The following is a 22,702-nucleotide window of genomic DNA, read 5'->3' as shown; positions in this document are numbered from 1 at the left end:
TTAACAGCATAATTTGACAATAAGTGAGGTTCTTGCGCTAATACGACAAGGTTTTGTTATTTTGCGACAGGGTTGGTATGGCGTCAGTTTCAAATGCATATTTGCACAGTGTCTTGGCTTTTTTGAATGAGCAGGGCATTGCTGCAGCAGAGATAAAATGTGATATCGCACAGCTCTCATCTGAGCGCATTGCCATGCAAACCTATGTTGATTTGCTTAACTTTGGTGCAGAGCGCACAGAGCTGAGCTTGTTTGGGTTTGAATTGGGCAAGCACATTCAAGCAAGAGATTACGGTGTATTGGGCTACTTGGTCGAAAGCTGTGAGAATCTCGCACAGGCCATAGACGTACTTAGGCGATTTGACGCATTGGTTGCTGATATAGGTCAAACTCAGCTAAATGTGACTGACACATTTGCGCACTTAGATTGGCAACCGCTTACCACCGACTGCAAACAGATGGTACTTCGAAATACCACAGCTTGGGTTGCGACGGTGAGAAAGATCCTTGGTGAAACGCTTTCTCCTCATCAAGTTTCATTCAGCTTTGCTTTGTCAGCACAAGAAATTGCACAGCTAAAAGAATGGTTTAATTGCGAGGTAATAACAAAGACTAATGAAAACCGCATCAGCTTTGATAAAACATTGCTGGCACTACCATTTACCTCTGAAAATAAAGCCATGTTTCTGGCTCTGGTTAAACTTTCTGAAGCTGAGCTCTCACAAAGCAAGCTTTCTCAATCTGAGCTTTCTCAAACTATTCGAAACAGCAATATCAAACATCAAGTTGCCACTTTACTCAGTGCCACAAGTAACTTACAAGGATGCGATCAAAAACGCATCGCCGAAGCACTCTTTATGAGTGCGCGTACATTACAAAGAAAGTTAAAAGCGGAGCAAGTGAGTTTTTCGGCTATGTTAGAGGCTGAACGTAAATCTCGTATAGATAACTTACTTAAACACAATACCATTGCTCAAACCGCTTATGAACTTGGCTTTGTGGAGCAATCTTCATTTACCCATGCATGTAAAAAATGGTTTGGCGTAACACCACTGACTTATCAGAAATCACTAACAAACAAAAATGCTTAATAATTCATTACAATTTTGTTGATGATTTTCAGTTTAAACCTTTGGGTCTTAAATAAAAATGTTTTAGCTTAGTGGGTAGTAATTGAAAATGGTTGGTGCCAAGATGAAACAAGATCAGATTAATTTTGCAGACAAATTTGCTAAATTCAATGAGCATTTTTCCGGTTACCGGGTCACCTCGAGTGATTGCAGAAATGAACGACTACCAGTTTAAACTGGTAAAAATTCAGGGCGAGTTTACCTGGCACGACCACAAAGATACCGACGAAGTATTTATTGTCATCGAAGGCGAGATGGGTATTGAATTTCGCGACAGAGTTATTCACCTCAAGACTGGTGAAATGTGTGTTGTTGCTAAAGGCGAAGAACACAAACCATTTGCTGAGCATGAATGTAAAGTAATGATTGTTGAGCCAAAAGGAGTTATAAATACGGGTGAAGCAGGCGGTGAACTGACCGCACAAAACGATGTTTGGATATAAAATAAGATAAAAAGGAAAAATGATGTCAAACGGTTGGAAATGCCCTAAATGTGATTGTCGAGATTATGAAACAGACACTATTGCGACAACAGGCAGTGGTTGGTCAAAAATCTTCGATATGCAAAATCGAAAGTTTACAGCTGTGACTTGTGTGCACTGTACTTATACTGAATTTTATAAGGGTAGCACCAGTACGCTAGGTAATGTGTTTGACCTGTTTACAAACTAGAGTGGTAATCTAAAGCGTCCAACGCAGTTTTCTTTATTGGTCTTTAAAGGCCACCACAGTAACTTGACCTAAAATGATTTTGTGGGTTTGTATCCACTTTGATACAAACCCACAACAAACCGATACCCAAATTTAATACACCCTTCGCTAAAGTGTTTTTGAACTCATCAATGGGAAAATAACACAATGAAAAAAACACTCTTAGCAATGGCACTAAGCCAAATAGTCACTATACCTGTTTATGCCGGAAACCTCTGGGAAGTCTCTTCACAGGCAAAAACATCTGAGCATCGATTGGCTCAACATTACCGCCTCGAACATACAGAGTTGGAGAGCAAGTTGATGGCTGCCAATAGTGATGTTGATATTCAATTGCCATTACCGAATGGTGAATTCGTTTTGTTTAGATTATCTCCTAGTCAGGTTATGTCTAAATCACTTGCGGAAAAATTTCCGAACATCAAAACATTCATTGGGTATGAATTAGCAAACCCCTCAAATACCGGTCGTTTTGATTTAGGACCGAAAGGATTTTATGGAGTATTTAACCAAGGTAATACACGCATATTTATTGACCCCGAGAAAACAGAAAATCTGTATAAAAGTTATGCCAAGCAATCAGAGTCTGAGCGAAAGCATATAAAACAAGCATCGCCGATTAAGCGTTTAAACAATAGCATGTTAAACCGTGATTTAATGCAGTTCGCACAAATGCAAGTTGAAAGTAATACTTTGCCTAACTTACACATCACCTACCGCATCGTCTTTGCCACAACGGGCGAATATGCTCAGTATCATGGTGGAACAAAAGAAACGGTAATGGCTGCATTAGTGACTATGGTTAACCGCCTGAACGATGTTTATGAACGCGATTTGGCTATGAAATTTGAGCTTGTAGCTGATAATGACAAACTGATTTTTTTAGACCCTGAAACCGATCCGTTTGCTAACACAGACGAAGATATTGATATATTAAGTGAAAAAATAAACGGGTTAATTGGTGAAGACAGCTATGACATCGGGCATTTAGTTGGCACCGGAGGGGGCGGTTTAGCTGGTTTTGAAGTGGTTTGTACTGAGTATAAAGCCGAAGGAATAACAGGCAGCGAAGCACCGACAAACGATGCATTTCATATTGATTATGTCGCTCACGAAATTGGACACCAGCTAGGAGCAGATCATACATTTAACGGTCAAGCTGGCGCATGTACCGGCAATCGAGCTGAAAATAGTGCTTACGAGCCGGGCAGCGGCTCGACCATTATGGGTTATACCGGGATTTGTGATGAGCAAGATTTGCAAGCTAATTCAGACCCTTACTTTCACATTCATTCGTTAGATCAAATGAACAAGTTTAGTCGCCAAGGTGCAGGTAAAACTTGTGGCCTTCATAAAGAGCGAGAAAATACTAAACCGACCGTTGAAGCGGGCGAAAATTTCACGATCCCCGCGAGAACTGCTTTTAAACTGATGGGAACCGCTCAAGATAAAGAAGGTGATGTGCTTAGTTACAGTTGGCAACAATTTAACCTAGGTCCAGCTTCTGCCGACAAGCAACAAGACAGTGTGGATGACGGTAAACGACCACTATTCAGAACTTTTAACCCAACATCTGAGCCAATACGAGTAGTGCCGCAGATGCAAGACTTACTAAAAGGAGAGTTAAGTTATGGTGAGGCGTTTGCAACTACAAGCCGAGCGTTAGATTTTCGCTTGGTCGTTCGCGATAACAAAGGCGGCGTGAACGACGATACAATGCAAGTGAATGTGATCGAAAATGAGAAAGGGTTTTCGGTAACACTGCCAGATGCTTCAAGTGTTTGGCGTGATAATAAGCAGCTAATAGAGTGGCACACAGCAGGCACCGAAAACGCTCCCGTGTCGTGTCAAAAGGTGGATATTTTATTATCAGATGATGGCGGGAAAAATTTTAAAACAGAAATCGCTAAGCGTATTGATAATAATGGTCAGTACACTGCAGAGCTAAAAAATATCAATACGGCGCAAGCTCGTTTACAAATCAAGTGCAGCGATAATATTTTCTTCGCCATCAACTCTGGCAACTTTACTATTCAAGTTGGTGATGGAGCTGACTCAGAAGTCGCCCCCAAGATCACTGGTCAAAATGTACTAACTATTAATGAAGATTCGCAATTAACCATCAAGTTAGCGGACTTAAAATTTGCAACAGACAAAGCCGTAGATAGCTTGGCCCTGCAGTCGGGTGAGAACTACACGTTTAGCAATAATACATTGGTCCCTAAGGCTGATTATCATGGTGTTTTGAAAGTGCCCGTGACGGTTACGCGAGGCAAGTTAACCAGTGAACCTTACTCATTGCAAATTACAATCACCCCAGTAAATGACGCACCAGAAGCTGCTAACGATAGTTTCGAAGTAGATTATGCCGCGAAAGATGTCGAGCTAAATATTCTGCAAAATGACACAGACAAAGACGGCGATACAGTGCAAATTGAAGCAGTTGATTATAGAGGTAAAGGGGCTGCAGTCATTAAAGACGGTAAATTGGTTTATAGTGCACCAGCCGACTTTTCAGGTGAAGAAGTTTTTAAGTACACCATTACTGATGGTAAAGGGGGCAGCAACTTTGCCGTCATTACGGTAAAGGTAAAAGAAAACCCAAATCCAGAGCCAGATAAGGGCGACGAAAAAGACGATTCTGGCTCATTAGGGTTTATCTCTATGCTAGGTTTATTCGCCTTGTTAACTAGAAGAGTAAGGAAAGGTTAGCATGGTTAAGCACATAAAACTTAGTGTTATCACTATGTGCTTGGCGGGCTGCGCATCGACTGCGCAGCCAGTTCACACAAGTGAGCGACAAGTAACCTTAGCTGATGTGAATCTTCAGTTAGCGCGGGCGATCCAAGTTGAAGATTTTAGATTGATGGCATTTGCAAGCCGTCGTTTGGCGTTTGTTGGCCTTGAGCAAGAAAATACTCAGCGCTTAAAAATACTCTGCGGCGTAAAGTATATCGATGGCAGCTCAGATATTTTGAAAAATGGCACAAGTAAACAAAAGCGATACGCGTATTATGAGTTTGCAAAGGCTTATAACGAAGTCATGGTAAAGCACTGCTTAAAAGCGGAGCCAACTTTAAAATCAATGATTGAATGATACACTGATGGTCAATCAAAAGCGTAAAATATCGGAGCTGCAAGACGTGCACTCAATTTTAATTATTGATGATGATATAGATTTGACTGATTTGATCAGTCAATTTCTCGTTCAGAATGGCTATCAAGTCACTGTTGTGAATGATGGCGGGGATGCGCTTGCTCGTATTAACTCTGAACAGCCTGACTTAATTATTCTTGATTTAATGCTCCCGGGAGTTGATGGCTTAACAATATGTAAACAAATTCGTCCGAGCTTTGCTGGGCCTATTATCATGCTCACAGCCTTGGTAGATGATATTGATGAGGTGACAGGCCTTGAAGTCGGTGCTGACGATTACCTGTGTAAGCCGATAAAACCAAGAGTATTATTGGCTCATATAAGGGCTCAATTGAGGCGACAGTCTCACATCGCAACTCAACAGCAAACACATATCATCGCATGTAATGGCGCGCTCGATATTGATTTACCTAACCGACGTGTAAAGTATCAAGCTAAAGATATTGAGTTATCGAGTGCAGAATTTGACTTATTAGTAATTTTGGCTGGGGCTGCAGGAGAAATTTTCTCTAGAGAATTGTTACATAAGAAAATTTTCAAACTAGATTATGACCCTATGGACCGTTCTATTGATTTACGTGTGTCTCGACTGAGAAAAAAACTGGGTGATGATCCGAAACAACCTAAGCTGTTTACCACGGTGAGAAACAAGGGGTATTTAATTGCAACTTAGTTTAAGAAAAATCGCTTTAGCCTCAGTGGTGATCATTTTATTTAATCTCGTGGTTGCTCAGGTTACCTATGATTATGTACAACCTGCCTTAGTTGAAGCAGCAATTGATGAATGGGAAAACCATTTAAACGAAGTTGCGACTGACTTAGAAGAAACTTTTAGCACTCGCTCGTCTGCCCAGTGGGAAGCTGAAGTTTTAAAGGCTAGTGAGCGCCACTTTGCAGATGCTTACATAGTAAAAAAAGATAACCTAGAAGGCTATGAACAAGAGTTACTTGTTAGGGCGATTTTAAATGCACAGCAAAGCTTTATCGATATATCAACTTCCAGTGTCTACTACAGGTTAGATAGCCAACAATTGGTGCTATTAGAAAACGTTTATTTTGATAGTTTTATTAATTGGCTATCTGACTGGGTTTTATGGCTTGTGGCTAGCCTATTGAACTTACTTTTTCTTGGCGCTTTTACCTTTTATTGCAGGAAAGAGCAGCAGCGTTTAGCGGTTAACATTGCTAACTTAAATCAAAAACCAAGTACACAAGCACATTCAATTGATGAACAAATTAACTACATTAAACAATATTTGGCAGAGATCAGTGCGCAAAACCAAGCTCAACTAAACCTGCAGCGGGACTTATTGCATGGTGTTGCGCATGAATTTAGAAGTCCAATGGCGCGCATGCAGTTTGCACTTGATATGCTCGAAGATGCCGATGATGAAGCAAAAAAAGAGTTAACTTGTTCAATACAAAGCTCATTGCAAGGACTTGATGATTTAGTAAAAGAGTTACTTTCTTACGCTCGGCTTAAAGATGGCTCTACAGTTTTGAATGTAGAGAAGATAACGCTGTCAGAAATCGCTTCACAGGCGATTGAGCAAGTCGAAACTTTTTATCCAGATATTCAATTTGAGTTAGAAGAAAACACAATGGCTGCCTGTGTTGATAATCATCTTTTAACACGTTTATTTATTAATCTACTTAGGAACGCAGGGCGTTTTGCAAAAAGCACATGCAGAATTAGTTTTGAACACATTGAAGATTATCTAATTTGTTATATTGAAGACGACGGGATGGGGATCCCACCGGGAAAAACAGCAAGAATATTTGAACCGTTTACACGCCTAGATCCTAGCCGCTCTCGAGACTCAGGTGGTTGTGGTTTGGGATTAGCTATTGCAAGCTCAATCGCGCAATTACATCAGGGGCAGCTAACCGTGATAGAGAAGCAAGAAGGTCTTGGTGGTGCCTGCTTTAGTTTGAAATTACCGCTTACAATATAAATAAGCGTATTGGATTGTTATTTAAATGCAACTGGGTTAGCTTGGTAGAGTTTTCGAGACACACTTAATTTTTTTGGCAGTAAATATGTTCACAAAGCTTTCTCCTAAAATGACCTTTGTTGCTTTTACATTGGTTACTCTTGTTTTTGATCAACTCTCTAAAATTTGGGCTGCGGCTGTTTTAACACCATGGCAAATGACCAGTTATCTCAATGACCTATTTCGTATTGGCTACACCGAAAATCACGGTGCGTTTTTAAGCTTAGGCGGGGCAATGTCTGAATCTATGCGCACTATGGTTTTTATTGGTGTCGTAGGCGCTTTTTTAACAGGTATCAGTATTTATGTACTCAGAGATAAAAAGCTCACAAATAAAATGGCGATGGCTTGGGCATTGATTGTCTCTGGAGGGACAAGTAACTGGTTAGATAGAGTGTTAAACGATGGTGGCGTAATAGACTTTTTGAATTTAGGTATTGGTAGTCTCAGAACTGGCGTATTCAATATCGCTGATATGTTTATTTTAGCAGGTGCTGCCATGCTGCTTTTTTGGGGCTGGCAAGAAGAGCGAGCGCTAAAAAGCGCGACTTAAGCTCACCTTCTAATTCTTTAACTCGTGCTTTGTGTTTGTAATTGTTATTAATTGTTACGCAAAGCGCGTATTTTCTTTGCATTCAATCGATTAAACAGTAGTCTTCAACTCAAACATTCTTTTTGAGGCAAAGACATTGATTAAGCATTTAATTTCCGCTGCATTTTTATTAGGTAGCAGCTCAGCGATGGCAACCATTGTTGAGTTCCAAACGTCACAAGGTAGTTTTCAAGTAAACTTGTTTGATCAAACTACGCCAAAAACAGTCGAAAACTTCATGAAATATGTGAATGCTGACCGTTACCAAGACGTAATTTTCCACCGTTTAGAACCTGGCTTTGTACTACAAGGTGGTGGTTTTTTTTATGAGGGCAGTATTCCACTGAGTGCCGTTGAGTCATTTGGAAGTGTTGAAAACGAGCCTGTTTATTCAAATGTACGTGGCACAATTGCAATGGCTAAATTTGATGGTGATCCAGATAGTGCAACTAGCCAATGGTTTTTCAATTTAAAAGACAACAGCGCTAATTTAGATGTGCAAAATGGTGGCTTTACCGTATTCGGTCAGGTTATTGGTGATGGGATGGATATAGTAGACAAAATTGCTAACTTAGAGCGCTGTGGTTCAGTGCCATTAGTCGATTTTTCTCAGCAAAAATGTAATGACCAACAAATCAATCCAGATGAATCTAATTTTATCGCTATTAACTCGGTAACTATTATTGATAACAGTAACAATACTGCTTCAGATTTATCACCAGTAAAAAATACGCTTTTGAAACCAACAACACCAGATACTGGAAATGGTAATAACAATAACAGTAGTGATAGCAGCTCAGGCAGTTTATTTAGTTTATTAATGATGCTTGGCGCGGGTTTATTCTTTAGAAGACGACGTTAATTTAGCTATTCATATAAAAAGCCCAAACTTAAAAGTTTGGGCTTTTTTTAGAAAATGATTTATTGCTAATTACCAGCTAAATAACAACGCAGATACCGCAAGCAGACCAACTACTAAAACAAAGTAGGTGCTTAAACGACCTTTGTATTTATTCAGGCTTGGTACTTTGTAGATGGCGATGGTTGGCATTACGAATAAGATCATCGCAATGATAGGGCCAGAAATCGCTTCCATCATGCCCAGAATACTTGGGTTAATCACCGCGCAAATCCAAATTGTCACAAACATCACCGCAACACCAATTTTATCCGCAGTTGCATTACCTAATTTAGTTTGCTTAGTTACAAGACCATTAAAGCTTTCGCGTGCACCTAAGAAGTGACCTAAGAAAGACGATGTAATCGCAACAAACGCCACGAATGGGCCAAGTAAAGCAATATATGGGTTGTCGTAGATATTTGCTAAGAATGACAGCACAGATACATTTGCTTCTTTCGCTTGCGTCATTTGCTCAGGCGTCAAAGAGAAAATGCAAGAAAACACAAACAATAATACGAATAAGATCAGCATTAATGACGTGTATTTTAGTATTCTTTCACTCTTCGATACGGCTTCTGCACGGTAATGACGGCGCTGAACATTGGCAAAGCTAGAAATAGCTGCAGCATGACTGAATGAAAACACAATCACAGGTACTGATAGCCATAATGTACTGCTTAGCTCGCCTAAGTCAGGCGCTGACACCGCAGGCATTTGCCAGTTTGGAATAAGGTAAAGTGATAAGAATAATAAAATTGCCACTAACGGATAAACGAGCGCAGAGAAGGCACGCATTAACAGCTTTTCACCACCCAGCATTAAGCCAATCATAAAGGCAACAAGAACGCCAGATAGCGCCACACGAGGGATCGACTCCATACCTAATTGGTTCACCATAAAGCTGTCTACTGTATTGGTTAAACCTACGCCATAAATAAGCAGAATAGGGTAGATAGAGAAGAAATACAGTAGTGAGATTAAACGACCCGCACCCGCTCCAAAGTGCTCTTCAACCACATCGGTGAAGTCGGCATTCTCTTGTTTTGAAGACAGCACAAAACGGGCAAGACCTCGGTGTGCTAAAAACGTCATCGGGAAGGCTAGCAATGCCATAATCAGCAATGGCCAAAAACCACCAATACCGATATTGATTGGTAAAAATAAAATACCAGCACCGACCGCTGTACCGAATAGGCTTAGCACCCATTGTGTGTCGTGCTGAGTCCAGCCACCCCTACTGGCTGAAGACATATCTAACGTCATGGCTTCTGGGGAGTTACTCATACTTGTTGTCCTAGAAATTATTATTGGTTACCAACTCTGAAAAAATAACTTAATCAACAGAATTGGCATACGAATTATTTTTGCGCGCGCATGATATAAAAATTGGCGCCAAGATGCATTTATAAAGGCTTAATCGACACTGAATGGTGTAAAGGGAGTTTGACGAATTTGCAGTTTGTTCCTGAATTAGCTAGTTTACGTGTTTGTTATTGCACAAAGGACAGACAATGCACGCAATATTGAACATCGCTTTAGTCGGAGACTTCGACTCACAAGTACTTGCTCACCAAGCCATTCCAAAAGCATTGAAGTTAAATACTTCTCAGCAAATTGAATATCACTGGATCCATTCATCAGAAGTCGACCTAAAAGACTTATCTCAGTTCGATGGTATTTGGTGTGTACCGAAAAGCCCGTATGAAAATATGGAAAACGTTTTGTCTGTGATCCGTTTTGCTCGTGAGCATAAAAAACCATTCTTAGGCACTTGCGCGGGTTACCAACATGCTGCGCTAGAGTTTGCGCGAAATGCGTTAGGGTATGAACAAGCGGGAAATGCTGAAGTTGACCTAGAAACACCTATGCCTCTGATCAGCGCATTGGTCTGCCGTTTAAACAATGAGCAAAAGGGCATTGTTTTAAAAGAGGGCAGTAGAATAAGGCTGTTATATGCGCAGAGTGAAATTGCAGAAGCATTTAACTGCGGCTTTGGTGTGAACCCAAAATACCTAAGTTTGTTTGCTGAAAGTGATTTGCTTTTTAGCAGTGTTGACTATCATGGCGATCCAAAATCGTTAGAGCTGCGATCCCATCCATTCTTTATTGGTACAGCTTTTCAGCCAGAGCGAAGCGCTTTACAGAATAAGCAACACCCAATTATCAAAGCCTTTCTAAACGCTTGCTTAGGCTAGCTTTAGAAAAATATTGTTGCTCAGTCATCATATTTACCAATCTCAACTGCTATACTGCTTTTTAATCATAAGGTTAAAGAGAAGTAATATGAGATTAGTTTTTTTGTTATTGGGGTTACTTTTTACATGCGCGGTATTTGCTGAAGAAGAAAAAAAGCCAGAGCCTGAACCACTTGATCCTATGTATCATGGCGTTCACCCAATGGCCTTGGTGAATAAAGGCTCAAATATTTTTGCGGTCAATATGTCAGGATATCGTACGCCTCATGATCTACAAATTGTTTATCAAATAAAAAATCCCGATGTTGCTTTTTTAACTTTAGTAAAAGACGCAGAGCTGGTCACAATTAAACCAAAAGCATTTAACATCCAGCGTTTATTACGTGGTGAAGAAGTGACAGTAACCGCCGATGTATATATGGGCCACTTTGACAGAGGCGGCAGCCTTTTTTATGCGAACCGCACCATAGAGTTTACCGATAAGCTCTATGCGAGAGAGTTTAAAGAGTTACAAGATTCGACTCAGTGGCAAGAATATGATTATGTGGATATAAAAGGCAGTGAGCGTTTATATATTCATAAAATTCAAAAAGCTCCCAGCTTTAGTCACTTAATTCATATTGATATGACAGGCGCTTGTTTACAAAAATTCAGAACATCAAAGCGTGTGCCGAAAGAAAGCGAGCTTATTTATAAATTTGTAAATTGCGGTACGTTAAAACCGCTTTATTATGAAGCTGAAGATTTTCAAGAAAAGTAATATTTAAAGTCTAATTAGCGCGCCTTAATCGGCGCGTTTTCTTTGCCAATACCCGGCTAAGATTGACCCGCTGATATTGTGCCAAATTGAAAATAGTGTGCCTGCAATGGCAGTTGCAGGGGTAAAAAACTTAATCGCAAGCGCTACCGCCAAGCCAGAATTTTGCATACCCACCTCAAATGCCACTGTGCGACAAACCTGTTTATTAAAACCTAATTTTTTCGGAGCCCAGTAACCTAATGTTAGCCCGATGAGGTTATGAAGCATAACTGCAGCCACAATTAATAGGCTCAAGCTTTGCATCTTTTGCTGGTTCAAGGCGACGATAATGCTGATGATAAAAATGATTGCCAACATGGCAATTATTGGCAGCTTGCTGTGTACCTTCGCAATAATATTTGAAAAGGTGTAGTTAAGCGTAATGCCAGCTAAAAGTGGCAATAAGACAATTTTTGCTAAACTACTCAGCATTGAAAGCACAGGAATATCAACATTTTGACCAATCAAAAGGTTTGTTAAAAGCGGTGTCATGATCACCCCAACTAAGGTACTGACTGCTGTCATAGTCACAGACAAAGCAACATCGCCTTTTGCCAAATAACACAACACATTACTTGCTGTACCACCAGCAACAGCACCGACTAGTACCATGCCAATGAGCATTTGAGTGTCTAATGAAAATAGCTGGCTGAGCAAAAAAGCTGTGACGGGCATGAGAGTAAATTGCAAAACTAGCCCAAGCCCCACGGCTGTTTTATTCTCAATGACGCGTTTAAAGTCCGCTGGTTTGAGGGTTAACCCCATTGCCAGCATAATAAACATCAACAGCGGCACAATACTGGATTTAAAACCTGTAAACAGGCTTGGGTTAAAGTAAGCGATAGCAGAGCAAATAACAGCCCATAGAGGAAAAAGTTGCAGTGGTAGATTCATTTTAGTTGAATGTTTTTTATTTCATACTACCTATTAATATTGTTGATTGATATAGCAAAAGTACACATCAGCAAATGTGCTTAATGTGTCTGAATATAAAGAAAATAATACAAAAAAAAGCAACTAGGATGAAAGTGACCTTATCACAATGCCTAGTTGCTTTACTTGGTTATGATGTTGAATTAGTTAACCGTCACCGACAAACCACGACGCTTCAGCAATGCTTCAGTCGTTGGCTCTTGTCCACGGAAAGCTTTGTAAGATTCCATAAGGTCACGCGTGTTACCTACTTCAAGGATATTCTCACGATACTTCTGGCCAATCTTACGGTTTAAACCACCTTGTGTTTGCACATACGCATACGCATCTGCCGCTAAGATTTCACTCCACATATACGCATAGTAACCTGCTGCATAACCACCCATTGAGTGGTTAAAGTAGGCTGATTTATAACGAGGCGGGATGTAATCAATATTTACGTTATGTTTTTCAAGAGCTGCTTGCTCAAACTTAACAATATCTTGTTTTGGCGCAGAAGCGGGTAGTGAGTGCCATTCCATATCAAGTAGAGCAGCTGCAACATATTCAAAGGTGTCGAAACCTTGGTTGAAGCTACGAGACTCAATAACCTTACCTAATAAATCTTTTGGAATTGGTTCGCCCGTTTTGTAGTGTTTTGCATAGTTTGCAATTACTTCTGGGTGCATCGCCCAATCTTCTTCAAAAGTAGAAGGGAACTCTACGAAGTCACGTGATGTTGAAGTACCCGATAGTGTCGGGTATTTAACTTGTGACAACATACCGTGTAAACCATGACCTAATTCGTGGAAAATCGTCGTTGCTTCTGAGTAGCTGATAAGGGTTGGTTCGCCTTCAGGCGCTTTTTGAATGTTCATTACATTTACAATCACAGGGCGTTGATTGTCTAAACCCGACTGTTTAACGAACGCACTTTTCCAAGCGCCACCTCGTTTGCCTTCACGGGCAAAGTAGTCAGCATAGAAAATCGCTAAGCTTGTGCCGTCTTCATCAAATAGCTCATAGGCTTCAACGTTTTCATGGTAAACCGGTAGATCTGGACGCGGCTTAAACGTTACACCGTATAAACGGTTCATCGTGAAGAACACACCGTCTTTTAAAACACGATTAAATTCGAAATACTCTTTTACCGCGTTCTCGTCTAGATTGTATTTGTCTTTACGCACTTGTTCTGCGTAGAAGAACCAGTCCCAAGGTGCAAGTTTAAAGTTTGCACCAGAGGCATCAATTTTTGCTTGAATAGCGGCCGCTTCAGCGTCTACGTTTTGTAACAGTGAAGGCACCATGCTTGAAAGCATATCTAGCACCGCTTGTGGTTCTTTTGCCATTTGTGACTCAAGACCAAAGTGTGCGTAGCTGTCGTAGCCGAGTAATGCAGCACGCTCAGCACGTAGTTTGGTGATGGTGGGCACGATATCAGCGTTGCTGTTTTCGCCAGTTAGTGCACGCTCAGCAGAGGCACGCCACACTTTTTCACGTAGCTCACGGTTTTCAAGTGATGCTAAAATTGGTTGGCGAGTCGTGTTGGTGATCTTAATTAAATATTTACCGTCGTGGCCTGCTTCTTTAGCTGCATTAGCTAAAGAGGTGATATGCGCATCAGATAAACCAGCAAGTTGTGCCTTGTCTTCAACAATTATCACATTGCTTTTAGTCAGTGCCATGAGGTTTTGACCAAATTGTGTACCGAGTGTTGATAGCTCTTTGTTGATTTCACGAATACGCGTTTTTTGCTCTTCGTTTAATTTTGCACCCGCAAGCACAAAACCTTTGTAAATAACTTCTACAAGGCGCGTTTCTTCACCCGTTAAGTTTAGAGTTGCGCGCTGGTTGTAGATTGTTTCAATGCGTGAAAACAAAGTCGCGTTGAGATTGATGTTGTCACCGTGCGCGGCAAGCTTTGGCGCCATTTCAGACTGAATTGCACGACGCGCCTCGTTAGAGTCTGTACCATTTAAATTGAAGAAAATGCGGCTAGTGCGCGTTAAAAGCTCTCCGCTTTTTTCCATTGCCACAATGGTGTTTTCGAATGTCGGCGCAGCGCTGTTGTTAGCGATTGCTTCAATCTCTGCCAATTGCTCCTGCATACCTTTTTCAAATGCGGGAATGAAATGCTCATCTTTGATGGCATTAAAATTAGGTGTTTGATATTGCAATGTGCTTCTTACAAATAGCGGGTTTGTACTTTCAATTGAAGCAGAAACTTGCTCATTTTGCGCAGTTTTATTTGTTGTTGTGTTGCTTGGCTCTGAGCAAGCACTTAATAAAAGTGCTGAACTAATAGCGGTCGCGATCAGTGTCTTCATTGTTTTTCTCTATTTTGTGTTTAAAAACTAAAAATGGTTAAAAGGTAAAGTGTGCACTTGAGGCGCAGTGGTCGCTTAACATGTCGTCAATATTCATATTGTCGAAATAATGAAATTTTAAAGATTCACTGTTGTATTTAGTGCTTAAAGCACTTGAGACAAAAATATGGTCTATTGGCGCTGGGTATTTTGGGTGGCAACCCGTTTTACCATCAGTGAGGTTTTGTAATTGTTTATTGGGTCGGCTGGTGTCAGCAAATAAACCCGGTGAGTGAAATAAATCTTTTCTGAAACGATTATTAGGGTTCGCCAGTCTATGATTGAAGTCACCTAACACAATCCAATTTTCTTGATTTAATTGCTGAGATTCTAAATAGTTATCTAGAATTTTTATTTGTTGACTCAGCACGGCGCAAGACTCTTTATCTGAATCTAAGTAGTCATCTACAAAGCAGCCACTTTTTAGGTGAAGGTTGACGATGTGAAGCTTTTCATCTTCATGCTGAATAGTTAACTTTATACCTTGCCTCAAGCCGGCTCTTGGTGCAGCAATGGCTTTTAGTTGTTCAACATTGTCTATTTTTACTGAATTTTTCACAACAAAAGCGACTTTTTGTTGTGTTGATGTCAGGCCGCTTTCTCTGCAGGTATAAGTTTGAGAATCAGGACGGTCTGAGATGATTATTTGCCACTTTTCTTCAGGAAAGACACGGGCTACCGCTTTGGCTGATTCAACTTCTTGTAATGCAACAATGTCCGCGTTTAGGCTACTTGCATACGCTTTCAATTTTTCATAATCAGCTTCGGTGCGGGCTTTGCACCCTTGGCCATTATTCTCAGCCAAATGCTCTGTGTTCCAAGTCGCAACAGCCAGTGAGTTATCAGGATGAGTAACCGTGTCACATGCACTGAGTGCGATGGTCGCGCAGCAAGTAAAAAGTGAATGTTTAAAAAATTTGTTCATCAACATGCTTCAGAAAAATTCAAATCTCATGATATGTTATAAAGTAACAAATATTGATGCAATCATTATTGCGTTGAATGGCAGAGGCTCACGATAAGTGGTTAGACCAAGTTTTTTACCGTGAGCCTTCTGTTGGTGTATAAAATTCTGTTGAAAGGTATAGGCTGTATGGCATTAATTATTAAGCAAGCAACTTTAGTGAATAATGGTGAGGTGCGAGTTTGTGATGTAAAAGTCGAAGGTGAGCTAATCGCAAAAATTGCTGAAAATATTACAGTCACAGATACTGATTCAATCATTGATGCTGAAGGGATGTGGTTATTACCCGGTATGATCGATGACCAAGTACATTTTCGAGAGCCTGGCTTAACCCATAAAGGCCGAATTGCAACTGAGTCGGCAGCAGCCGTGGCTGGTGGCATCACCAGTTTTATGGAAATGCCCAATGTGTCACCGTCAACGACAACACGACAAGCTTTGGAAGATAAAATGGCCATAGCAGATAGGGACTCTGTCGCGAATTATTCGTTTTATTTAGGTGCTACACCTGACAACATTGGTGAAATCAAAGCGGTCGATGTTAATCGAGTATGTGGTGTAAAAGTGTTCATGGGCGCGTCGACGGGCGACTTGCTTGTTGATCATCCTGAGGCGCTCGAGAGAATTTTTAAAGAGTGCCCAATTTTAATCGCGACGCACTGCGAGCAAGGGGAGGTGATTAAACAAAATCATGCTCGAGTATTGGCTGAATGTGGTGTGTTAAACATTGAGCATCACCCAGTAATACGAGATGCAGAAGCCTGTTATCAATCTTCCTCTTATGCTGTTTCTCTGGCGAAAAAATACAATTCTGATCTACATGTTTTACATTTAACCACGGCCAAAGAAATGGCTTTATTTGAGTCAGGTCCAATCGAAGGTAAGAAAATTACCGCAGAAGCTTGTGTGCATCATCTTTGGTTTAACCAAGACGATTATGCCGCGCTTGGTAATCAAATAAAGTGCAATCCTGCGGTTAAATCAGAGCAAGATAGACAAGCGCTGCTTGTAGCATTACAAGAAGATAGGATAGACATTATTGCGACCGATCACGCGCCGCATACCTGGCAAGAAAAGTCAGTCCCTTATGAACAAGCACCTGCGGGTTTGCCCCTTGTAGAGCACGCACTTTTAAGCTTATTAGATCAGGTTAAACGCGGCACCATGTTATTGACTCAGGTTGTAGAAAAAACATCACATAATGTGGCTAAACGTTTTGCGATTGAAAAGCGTGGTTTTATTCAAGAAGGCTATTTTGCAGATCTCGTTTTGGTTGACCCGAATGCGCCTACTTATGTGACTCATGACTCTGTTCATTACATGTGTAAATGGACGCCTTTTAATGGCACAACCTTCTCACATAAAATCGCTGCAACCTTTGTAAATGGACAAAAGGTCTATGATGGCGAGTATGTAAATACAAAAGTGAAAGCGGCTAAGGCACTTGTTTTTAACCGCTAATTTTAGTGCTAGCTATCGCGGTGCTACTTATTATTCAATATCAAAAGTGTAATCACTTAAGCCACCTTTGCTTGTAACGAATTGAAACAATTTAATTACTCGAGCGCACCGCAAAAAATTGCTATTTGAAGATGGGGGAGTAAGGTGCTTCCCGAAAGTGAAAACACTCAATAATAAATAAAACACAAAACAGAAGGGAAAATTATGCGTATTAAAGCGTTAACAGCGGCTGTAGTGCTTGCTGCGAGCAACTTTGCCATCGCCGATGAAGGTATGTGGCAACCACACCAACTACCTGAATTAGAGTCTGTATTAAAACAAAAAGGGTTAGAAATTGATGTTAAATCAATTTCTAAACTAACTGAATTTCCAATGAATGCGGTGATCAGCTTGGGTGGTTGTACAGCATCGTTTGTGTCACCAAAAGGCCTAGTGGTTACAAACCACCACTGTGCTTATGGTTCCATTCAGTACAACTCAACAACTGATAACAATATTCTAGAAAATGGCTTTTTGGCAAAAAATCCATCAGAAGATTTACCTGCAGCACCGGGCTCACGCGTTTATGTGACTGAAGAAGTGACAGATGTGACAGCTCAAGTAAACCAAGGTACAGACGGTTTATCGGGTAAAGCACGTTACGAAGCAATTGATAAAAATCGCAAAGCGCTAGTTGCTGAGTGTGAAGCTGACGGCAGCTATCGCTGTAATGTCTATACCTTCCACGGTGGTCTTGAGTACTACCTAATCAAATCACTTGAAATCAAAGATGTACGTTTAGCTTACACGCCAGCAATGGGTGTGGGTAAATACGGTGGCGATATCGATAACTGGATGTGGCCACGTCACACAGGTGACTTTGCTTTCTATCGTGCTTATGTCGGTAAAGACGGTAAACCTGCTGAGTATTCAAAAGACAATGTACCATTTGCATCTGACTCATTCTTAAGCGTGAGTGCCAAGGGCGTACAAGAAGGTGACTTTGTAATGGTAACCGGTTATCCGGGCCGTACTAACCGTTATCGTATTGCGACTGAAGTTGATTACGTGTTCAATACAGCTTACCCGTTAGCACGAAAGCATAACTCTAAGTATGTTGAGTTGATTGAAGAAAATGCACCTGAAGGCTCTCAGGCACGCATTGCCTATGAAAGTACCATTGCGGGTTACAACAACTACATCAAGAACTACGGCTCAATGATTGAGAGTTTCCAAAAAGGTTCTATGTATACACGTAAGCAACAGTTCGAGAAAGATTTAGCGGCTTGGATCAACGCAGACAGCAAGCGTAAAGCTAAGTATGGTTCGGTGTTATCAGATCTAAGTAAATTAGTTGCAGAATCACAAGCGCATAATCGACGTGATCGCATGTTAGGTTATGTCCATCGTTCACAAATGATTTCAACGGCGCGTATGCTTTACCGTCTAGCTGTTGAAAAGCAAAAACCAGATGCAGAGCGTGAGCGTGGTTACCAAGAACGTGACTTACCAAAAATTAAAGCTCGCTTAAACCGCATGAGCCGCCGTTATGACGAAACGGTAGACAAGGCGATTTTACTTCATTTCTTAGAGCTTTATGCAGCACTGCCACAGTCTGAGCGTTTAGTTGAAGTTGATAAGGTATTTAATCTAACTAATGGCTTTAATAAAGCGAAACAAAAAGCATTGTTAGATGATATGTATGCAAACTCTAAACTGGCTGATGAAAAAGCCCGTTTATGGATGGCAGATCTAGAGTTCTCGCAAATTAACGCAAGTGCAGATCCGTTTATTCAATATGCTAAAGCCATTTTCACTGTAATGAAGCAAATTGAAGATCAAGACAAAGAGATTGCAGGTAAACAACAAGCGGCTCGTCCAGCGCTAATGGAAGCCATCATTGCTTACAACAAGTCATTAAATAAGCCGGTTTATGCCGATGCAAACAGCACGTTACGTGTTACTTACGGTACCGTTGGCGGTTACTCACCTCAAGATGGTTTAGTGGCGACACCGTTTACTTCTCTTGAGGGTTTATTGGCTAAAAACACCGGTGTTGAACCATTCAATTCACCAGAGAAACAAAACGAATTAATTAAGCAAAAACTTTACGGTGACTATACTGGTGGCATGAACACAGTACCGGTTAACTTCTTATCGAATGTTGATACAACAGGTGGTAACTCAGGTTCACCAACACTGAATGGTAAAGCTGAATTAGTTGGTTTGCTATTTGACGGTGTGTACGAAAGTATCATTGGTGACTGGGATTATGATGCTAATCTAAATCGTTCTATTCACGTAGATTCTCGTTATATGCTGTGGGTAATGGACAAAGTCGATAATGCACAGAACTTATTGAAAGAGATGAAAATTGTTAAGTAATTAGCGACTTTTATCGATATTCTAAAAAGGCGTTAACGTGAAGTTGACGCCTTTTTTTTACCTAAAAATCAGGGAGTAAGAAAATGATTTCAGTGACAGAGCGACTCGGGGTTGAATTGCCCATCATTCAAGCGCCAATGGCTGGAGTACAAGACTGTGAACTCGCAATCGCCGTATCAGAGTGTGGTGGCTTGGGCTCTTTTCCATGTGGCATGCTTTCGAATTCTCAAATAGAAGCTGAGCTTAACAAGATAAAAGCGTCTACGAGCAAACCGATTAATCTCAATTTTTTTTGCCACGCGCAGGTTGAAAAAGACCAAAGCAGGCAACGCCTATGGCAGCAAACATTAGCCCCGTATTTTAACGAACTCGGGATCGCGTGTGATGAACATGCGTAAAGTAACCGAGTACCTTTTAGTCACGATATAGCCGATGTAATAGAAGGCTTTTCGCCCAAAGTGATCAGCTTTCATTTTGGCTTACCCGACCCCAAATTATTGGCACGGGTAAAAGGTTGGGGCTCGGTAGTAATCTCTTCTGCAACTACACTTGCTGAAGCGAAGTGGCTTGAAGCGCAGGGGGTTGATGCCGTCATCGTTCAGGGTCTTGAAGCGGGTGGTCACAGAGGCATGTTTTTAAGTCAAGACATCACCACGCAACAGAGCTTGTTTAGTTTGCTGCCTAAGGTTGTGAATGAGGTGGATATTCCTGTGATTGCAGCAGGAGGCATTGCTGATAATAAGGGAGTTAAAGCCGCATTGTCACTCGGAGCGAGTGCGGTGCAAGTTGGCACCAGCTACTTACTTTGTAATGAAGCTAAAACCTCAAACTTACACAAAAGTGCCATTTTAAGTGAGCAAGCCGAGCACACGGCATTAACTAATATCTTCACCGGAAAGCCAGCCAGAGGCATTGTAAATCGAGTTATGTCTGAGCTTGGTTATATGTCAGATCAGGCACCTGAGTTTCCTTATGCAGCCATTGAATTAGGTCAACTTCGTAGCAAAGCCGAGGCGCAAAATAACCACGACTTTTCGCCTTTATGGTGTGGTCAAAATACCTCTGGCTGTGCAGCCATTTCTGCCGCAGAGATGACCTTAAAGCTTGCAGGCCATTTGTAAAATACAGTTTACACTGGTTTTTGATATCGAAGTTGGCTTTTAATGTGTTGATATAAAAGGATATTTATTAACTTCTTTACAGGTGGAAAGCATCTGAGATTTAAATGGAGAGGCCTCTTTTCTCATTGTAAAGCAACTTGAAAACTTTACATTGCTTAAAAAGTAGCGCAACTTGAAGCATGTCTAAAAGGTAATTTTGCCTAAAATTATCGTCATCAAGGAGATGTTTATGAGACTGTTTTTAAGATTATTATCTATCGCAGCGATTATTGCTGCAGTGGTAGTTGGTGTGATTTTTGGTAGCTGGAAATACGCCATTGCTGCCATGGCGTTGAGTGTTTTATTGTTGATTGTGACAATGAGAAAGTCGCAATCCAGTCACCCAGGTAGCGGAAAAAATTCAAACTCTGCGAATGCCTCAATCATTGCTGGCTCAAGTATTTCTACTAGCGGTTTATCAAGTGGTTCGTCTCAGTCTTCTAGTGGCTGTGATGCAGGCAGCAGTGGTGGCGCTGACGGCGGCTGTTAAGCAGGATCTTAAGGAGTATTAAATGCTAAATAGATATAACACAGGTCTAGTGATTGTTGATATTCAAGGTAAGTTGGCCACACTTGTGCACGACAGTGAAGCAATGATCGCGCAAACGGTGAAGCTGGTGCAAGCGGCGAAATTACTCGATATGCCCATTGTTTTTTTAGAGCAGTTGCCAGAAAAGCTAGGCCATACCGTACCCGAGTTACAGGTTTTACTCGAAGATATTCCCGCCATAGTGAAAAGCACGTTTGATGGCTGTGGCAGCGAAGAGTTTTTACAAGCGATAGATGCAGCCAGCGTTGATAACTGGCTAGTGTGTGGCATAGAAGCCCATATTTGCGTATACCAAACGGCGATGAGCTTAAAAGAAAGAGAGTTTGCTGTTGAATTAGTGCAAGATTGTGTGTCATCGCGCAATGTTGAACATAAACAACTGGCTTTACAAAAGATGAGTCAAGCAGGTGTTGGCTTAACTTGTTTTGAAATGTGTTTGTATGAGCTGATAAAAGACGCGAACGATCCAGTGTTTAAGCAAGTGTTACCGCTGGTGAAATGATCAAAAACGATCATTTCCGGTGCTATTTAACCTGAACTTTGGGTAAGAGATTTACTAACGTATTGATATTGAAATGATAAGCTCTTTTTGAAGTCTGCAGCCGGAGACTTTTAGCGATAACCAGGCGAATTTACGCGTCAATAGCTGGCCTATTGCAAGTTAATTCAACGCAGTTAACGTTGAAAGTAGCCGCTGGAGATAGATTTAAACAGCCAGTAATTCATTCTATTAAAAACACCAGAACGAGAACTTATTAGCGCGAGAGTGTGAATGGCATCCGCACCGTAATAAATCACCCCGCCCATCTTTAATACCATACCTTGATCGATATCGAGTCCAAGCTGAGTGATTTCTTCTAATACTTCACTGCTTTCTCTGGCATTGATAATTTTAAGTGCACCAATACTTTCTCGAATACGAACAACTTGGCAGTAGTTATCACAGGCAGGGCAGTCTTTGTCGTAAACCAGTAAGATTTCTTCTTTTTTCATAAATTAGCCCATTGTTGTTTTAAGCCGATAAAATGCACGAAACCAAACGATAAGCAGATGACCGAGCTCCAAAACCAAAACTCACTTGAACGACCCATAGGGTTGTTAATAAAGAAAAAACCAGCCACACCGCGAGCAGTGTAAATTAAGGTAATTAAAGTTAAAGCGGTTTTTAATAGCGGCAATTTTGTAATAAAACCAGCAGCAGAAAACGCATAAGCAGACCAAATACAAAGCATGAGCACGATACCACTGGTAATAAGAGCGGGTTTACTACTGCCTTGCTCAGCAAGTTGCGCCATTTGTTCACCAGCACCAAAAAAGCGATACCAAGGCGCGCCAAAATAAATACACCCTATATGCATGAGTGCGGCTAGGGCACTTAAAAAACCTGCGAAGATCAGAAAAATATTCATAATGAAAATGGCTTGTAGTTATTTTTTAAAAAGCTAC

21 protein-coding genes and 1 pseudogene are annotated in these 22,702 nt (G+C 41.0%); 16 read left to right on the top strand and 6 right to left on the bottom strand.

What is annotated here, in order from left to right:
• The first annotated feature begins 77 nt into the window (after nt 1–77).
• From ACH784_RS11885 to ACH784_RS11845, 9 genes are all read left to right on the top strand, one after another.
• On the top strand, nt 78–1,091 hold the full coding sequence (locus tag ACH784_RS11885) for an AraC family transcriptional regulator ligand-binding domain-containing protein (RefSeq protein WP_404390461.1): 1,014 nt from the start codon (nt 78–80) through the stop codon (nt 1,089–1,091).
• A gap of 149 nt (nt 1,092–1,240) precedes the next feature.
• A complete protein-coding gene (locus tag ACH784_RS11880; RefSeq protein ID WP_404390459.1) occupies nt 1,241–1,573 on the top strand; it encodes a cupin domain-containing protein in 333 nt (110 codons plus the stop codon).
• Between the two features lie 22 nt (nt 1,574–1,595).
• Complete coding sequence (locus ACH784_RS11875) at nt 1,596–1,802, top strand: zinc ribbon domain-containing protein (protein ID WP_404390457.1); 207 nt, start codon at nt 1,596–1,598, stop codon at nt 1,800–1,802.
• Between the two features lie 186 nt (nt 1,803–1,988).
• Complete coding sequence (locus ACH784_RS11870; RefSeq protein ID WP_404390455.1) at nt 1,989–4,553, top strand: reprolysin-like metallopeptidase; 2,565 nt, start codon at nt 1,989–1,991, stop codon at nt 4,551–4,553.
• A 1-nt stretch (nt 4,554) separates the two neighbouring features.
• Nucleotides 4,555–4,938 carry a hypothetical protein gene (locus tag ACH784_RS11865; protein ID WP_404390453.1) on the top strand — a complete coding sequence of 128 codons (384 nt, stop codon included), beginning with the start codon at nt 4,555–4,557 and terminating at the stop codon, nt 4,936–4,938.
• Nucleotides 4,939–4,945: 7 nt separating this feature from the next.
• Complete coding sequence (locus tag ACH784_RS11860) at nt 4,946–5,671, top strand: response regulator (RefSeq protein WP_404390451.1); 726 nt, start codon at nt 4,946–4,948, stop codon at nt 5,669–5,671.
• Complete coding sequence (locus ACH784_RS11855) at nt 5,661–6,953, top strand: sensor histidine kinase (RefSeq protein WP_404390449.1); 1,293 nt, start codon at nt 5,661–5,663, stop codon at nt 6,951–6,953. The genes ACH784_RS11860 and ACH784_RS11855 overlap by 11 nt, the downstream gene beginning before the upstream one ends.
• Nucleotides 6,954–7,038: 85 nt before the next feature.
• Entirely contained in the window at nt 7,039–7,545 is a 507-nt protein-coding gene (lspA, locus tag ACH784_RS11850) for a signal peptidase II (RefSeq protein WP_404390447.1), read from the top strand.
• Between the two features lie 136 nt (nt 7,546–7,681).
• On the top strand, nt 7,682–8,446 hold the full coding sequence (locus ACH784_RS11845) for a peptidylprolyl isomerase (protein ID WP_404390445.1): 765 nt from the start codon (nt 7,682–7,684) through the stop codon (nt 8,444–8,446).
• A gap of 69 nt (nt 8,447–8,515) precedes the next feature.
• On the opposite strand, the gene ACH784_RS11840 is transcribed toward ACH784_RS11845, so the two are convergent.
• Nucleotides 8,516–9,769: an aromatic amino acid transport family protein gene (locus ACH784_RS11840; RefSeq protein ID WP_404390443.1), complete on the bottom strand. Its 1,254-nt coding sequence runs from the start codon at nt 9,767–9,769 to the stop codon at nt 8,516–8,518.
• A 227-nt stretch (nt 9,770–9,996) separates the two neighbouring features.
• Here ACH784_RS11840 and ACH784_RS11835 point away from each other — a divergent pair, with 227 nt between their 5' ends.
• Both ACH784_RS11835 and ACH784_RS11830 read left to right on the top strand, forming a co-directional pair.
• Nucleotides 9,997–10,680, top strand: a complete 684-nt coding sequence (locus tag ACH784_RS11835) for a hypothetical protein (protein ID WP_404390441.1) — start codon at nt 9,997–9,999, stop codon at nt 10,678–10,680.
• 88 nt (nt 10,681–10,768) lie between these two features.
• Nucleotides 10,769–11,440 (top strand): hypothetical protein, encoded by a 672-nt coding sequence (locus ACH784_RS11830; RefSeq protein ID WP_404390439.1) that lies wholly within the window; start codon nt 10,769–10,771, stop codon nt 11,438–11,440.
• 24 nt (nt 11,441–11,464) lie between these two features.
• Here the strand turns inward: ACH784_RS11830 and ACH784_RS11825 are convergent, their stop codons facing one another.
• The 3 genes from ACH784_RS11825 to ACH784_RS11815 form a co-directional block, all read right to left on the bottom strand.
• Nucleotides 11,465–12,373 (bottom strand): bile acid:sodium symporter family protein, encoded by a 909-nt coding sequence (locus tag ACH784_RS11825; RefSeq protein ID WP_404390437.1) that lies wholly within the window; start codon nt 12,371–12,373, stop codon nt 11,465–11,467.
• A gap of 182 nt (nt 12,374–12,555) precedes the next feature.
• Complete coding sequence (locus ACH784_RS11820) at nt 12,556–14,718, bottom strand: M3 family metallopeptidase (protein ID WP_404390435.1); 2,163 nt, start codon at nt 14,716–14,718, stop codon at nt 12,556–12,558.
• Nucleotides 14,719–14,755: 37 nt separating this feature from the next.
• Nucleotides 14,756–15,682 (bottom strand): endonuclease/exonuclease/phosphatase family protein, encoded by a 927-nt coding sequence (locus ACH784_RS11815; protein ID WP_404390433.1) that lies wholly within the window; start codon nt 15,680–15,682, stop codon nt 14,756–14,758.
• A gap of 168 nt (nt 15,683–15,850) precedes the next feature.
• Here ACH784_RS11815 and ACH784_RS11810 point away from each other — a divergent pair, with 168 nt between their 5' ends.
• The 5 genes and pseudogenes from ACH784_RS11810 (at nt 15,851) to ACH784_RS11790 (ending at nt 21,758) form a co-directional block, all read left to right on the top strand.
• Nucleotides 15,851–17,182 carry a dihydroorotase gene (locus ACH784_RS11810; RefSeq protein WP_404390431.1) on the top strand — a complete coding sequence of 444 codons (1,332 nt, stop codon included), beginning with the start codon at nt 15,851–15,853 and terminating at the stop codon, nt 17,180–17,182.
• A 204-nt stretch (nt 17,183–17,386) separates the two neighbouring features.
• Entirely contained in the window at nt 17,387–19,546 is a 2,160-nt protein-coding gene (locus ACH784_RS11805) for a S46 family peptidase (protein ID WP_404390429.1), read from the top strand.
• A gap of 83 nt (nt 19,547–19,629) precedes the next feature.
• Nucleotides 19,630–20,667 (top strand): annotated as a pseudogene (locus tag ACH784_RS11800) (NAD(P)H-dependent flavin oxidoreductase).
• 229 nt (nt 20,668–20,896) lie between these two features.
• Nucleotides 20,897–21,196, top strand: a complete 300-nt coding sequence (locus ACH784_RS11795; RefSeq protein WP_404390427.1) for a hypothetical protein — start codon at nt 20,897–20,899, stop codon at nt 21,194–21,196.
• A gap of 22 nt (nt 21,197–21,218) precedes the next feature.
• A complete protein-coding gene (locus ACH784_RS11790; protein WP_404390425.1) occupies nt 21,219–21,758 on the top strand; it encodes a hydrolase in 540 nt (179 codons plus the stop codon).
• Nucleotides 21,759–21,931: 173 nt separating this feature from the next.
• Here ACH784_RS11790 and ACH784_RS11785 read toward each other — a convergent pair whose 3' ends face one another.
• Together ACH784_RS11785 and ACH784_RS11780 are read right to left on the bottom strand one after the other, a co-directional pair.
• On the bottom strand, nt 21,932–22,249 hold the full coding sequence (locus ACH784_RS11785; protein ID WP_404390423.1) for a DCC1-like thiol-disulfide oxidoreductase family protein: 318 nt from the start codon (nt 22,247–22,249) through the stop codon (nt 21,932–21,934).
• The gene (locus ACH784_RS11780) at nt 22,246–22,665 is read right to left on the bottom strand and encodes a hypothetical protein (RefSeq protein WP_404390421.1); all 420 of its coding nucleotides are present in this window, start codon (nt 22,663–22,665) and stop codon (nt 22,246–22,248) included. Before ACH784_RS11780 ends, ACH784_RS11785 begins: the two co-directional genes overlap by 4 nt.
• Nucleotides 22,666–22,702: the final 37 nt, after the last annotated feature.

Source organism: Pseudoalteromonas phenolica, assembly GCF_044788725.1.
Classification (GTDB): Bacteria; Pseudomonadota; Gammaproteobacteria; order Enterobacterales; family Alteromonadaceae; genus Pseudoalteromonas; species Pseudoalteromonas phenolica_C.
Note: the sequence above shows the minus strand (reverse complement) of the source record. Positions and strands in the feature narration are given on the sequence as shown.